We start from the raw sequence: 2,976 nt of genomic DNA, 5'->3' as shown, positions 1-2,976 counted from the left end.
TAGCTCTAATATTTCGTTACTTCTTTTTTCTATATTCAGTGATAAAGCTGTTTGGTTCATCTCTGGAAGAGATAGAAGTCCAGTTGCATTGATAACATTTACTACACCCTGGAAGTTCCACTCAATATCTTTGTGAGTCATGTCACTAAAACAAGAGTGCTCGTCTTCTTGTCCACGAGTATCGTAAGCAACATACATTCTCTCTCCAGAAAGTTCATCTCCACTCATGAAAACGATTCCTTTGAAGATATTTTGAAGAGACTTCTCAGATGGCAATGCAAGAAACTCAGCTCTATAGTTAGAAGGATTTCCTTTAGACCAAGCAGATACAAGATAGTTTAAATCTTTAATGAGTAGTTCAGATACAACTAATAAATACTCTCCACGTCTCTGTGCATTTGCTACAGATCCAACAACATAGTCTTCATGTCCTCTTCTCCCTGCACCAAGCTTATAAAGATCTTGTCCCCAAAGTAGGAACTCAATAGCATGGTAACCAGTTGAGATATTTTTTTCGCCATCATTTTCATTTAGGCTAATTAGTAGTTCTTTTGTAATACTTGGATACTCTTGAGTATTATTAATTATTCCAGCGTTTGGTGCACCAACAACATAATCAATATAGTTCTCATCTAGAGGCCATGCGTTTAGTAGTCCTTCAGGTCCCTCGTCAGAATCAATTGGTCCACTGTAGAAACGAAAAGCTTCTGTCTGCCCATAAACTTCACGAGCGTTAATCCAGCTAAGCTTAGCAGTAACGTGGTTGAAAAGATTTGGTGATTCAACAAATGTCTTTAAATCTGAATCTAGTTGAATTGCTCTCTCTAGCGACTCTGTATACATCTCAAGAACGTGATCAGCGTACTTCTCTGCTACACTTGATGCGAAACTTGCGCTTGATAATAGAGTTAATAATACTAATAAATATTTTTTCATATAAATCTCCTTAAAATTATTTTATAGGTGTGTATCTTCTATCAAAAACAATACGAGTAGATGCATCTACACATGTTGCGCTATCTAGAGAATTTAAAGTTGTTGCTAAGTACCTAAGACCTCTTCTTGATCCTTCATAAGGAAGGGCCTGAAGTAAACCGTCTAAATCAGACTTTATTCCATCGCAGTTATAGTCTTCGCTAGTTGCTTCAACTACAGAACTTTCAAAATAAAGAGTTCGATCGTCACGGTTTCTCTTTAAATAAACTCCATAGTGACAAACTACCTCATCTTCATGCGTAGTATTTAACTCAATTAGAAAGTCGTTAATCCTCTTATCTGCCGCTAAGAAAGTGAATTTCGTATTTAATAAAGATAGAACTTCAGGTGCCTCGGCCTTAACTTCTCCAAATTCTCCACAATCATAGTGAGTAGCATATGCACGATATGTTATTCCGCTAGGTAGTGAGAAGTGCTGAGAGAATACGGGCTGAAGTACCACTAGTGATACTAGAAAAGTTATTGCTTTCATTGAAAATCCTTTGAATGTATTGCTTATTTCTAGATTCAAGAGTTTGATATGTCAAACATTAATACCGCCACACATACAAGTTATATTTCACATAAGTAAGAACAACTAACTACGTGCTCTATAATTCAAAAATGCAAATCAGCTTAAATTGTAGATTTTCTTCTTCCTCTAGCCCAAAATGTGCCTACCAATCTAGTACAACTACAGAATATGGGTATGACTTCAGAATTTGTTAATGACCAAAACTAAATATAGACATAGTTTCAAGGGTAATACATTTGAAGGTATTCTTTGATTCCAGGATCACTAATTAAAGACTTATGGATATAAGTTTTACGGAAAGTATATCTGCGAGATTTTGTTGAACTCAAAAGCGCCAAATATTCAATAACGAAGTCTCTATCTTTAAAAAAAGGGTTATTTAAAAAAGGAGTATACATTCGAGTCGAATAAACAGCATATTTTAATATATTATCTTTCATTGAACGCAACTCAGAAGAAACCCAAGGGTAGTTATCAATATTTGCACTTAGAGCATTTTTAGAAATAGCTCGATCAAAGCGAACTTTCTCAGAAAATAAATAAAAGTAATGCGATAGATTTTCATTAGCTATAATTATTTCAGCTATTTCTTTATCATTTTTAAAAGCAGAGAGTCTATATTCTACAAGCTCAGGTCTTTTTAAATTTCTAATCTCAGAAATAAACTGATTTCTAGCTCTATCTTTGAAATTTGCTATATCAGTACCTTTTAGCTTCAAGGAAACATCTTTAGGCAAGAAATAGATAGATACGGGGTCAGTGTTTAGAACATCCAAAACAAAAGCATTATTACTTAATAACTTACGAGGAACGTACCCAATCAAAGAGCGTCTCAATCTCCCACTAGGCATTTCATCATAGCTCCAGGAATCAAGTGCTAGATCCCATAACTTCTTATCATCAATATTAATTTCTAATATTTCTTGGATTGCAGTTCGATTATGATTTAAGACTTTATTTAGAAAACTATAATCAAGCTTCTTCTTAAACTTAAATAAAGAGATAGAAGAAGGATCTTTAGTAAAACACAGAAAATGGTTGTATGAATCATTTAAAATAGGACCTCTAATATTACCACTTCGGATACTTTTCTTAAAAGACTCTTTCAGGGCTTCTCGAGCTAGTATTTTATCAAATTTGGCAAAGTCAGGTAACGTTGCCACCTTAGCAGGGATATGTTTTAAGATAAAATTTGTAAAATCTCTATCCAAATACCATGTATTATTAATCTTTAGATTAAAGAGATTTGAGTTATCTACAGAGCGATTTGATAGGAATACAACCTTCTTCTTAAATTTCTCAATCTCATCTCTTTTCTTTCTTTCAATCATCTCCAAAGACTTCTTGTCTGTTAAGATATATAACTCATCGTTAAGATCATTTTCTATTATAAACTTTTTAAATATCTGACTCTGCTTAACTTCTTTAGATAATAAGAGTAAATGTTTAACATTCAGTTTTCTAAT

3 protein-coding genes are annotated in these 2,976 nt (G+C 33.5%); all 3 read right to left on the bottom strand.

Features of this window, described 5'->3' with window-relative positions:
- Positions 1-936 (bottom strand): imelysin family protein (locus ABX784_RS16655; RefSeq protein ID WP_372656190.1); only part of this gene is annotated, 936 nt, incomplete at its 3' end.
- A gap of 16 nt (positions 937-952) precedes the next feature.
- The gene (locus ABX784_RS16650; protein WP_372656189.1) at positions 953-1,468 is read right to left on the bottom strand and encodes a hypothetical protein; all 516 of its coding nucleotides are present in this window, start codon (positions 1,466-1,468) and stop codon (positions 953-955) included.
- A 263-nt stretch (positions 1,469-1,731) separates the two neighbouring features.
- Positions 1,732-2,976, bottom strand: a 1,245-nt coding sequence (locus ABX784_RS16645) for a hypothetical protein (RefSeq protein WP_372656188.1), incomplete at its 5' end; no start/stop codon positions are given.

The organism is Halobacteriovorax sp., from assembly GCF_041587335.1.
Classification (GTDB): Bacteria; Bdellovibrionota; Bacteriovoracia; order Bacteriovoracales; family Bacteriovoracaceae; genus Halobacteriovorax.
The sequence above is the reverse complement of the archived record's forward strand: the minus strand, read 5'-3'. Positions and strand labels throughout refer to the sequence as shown.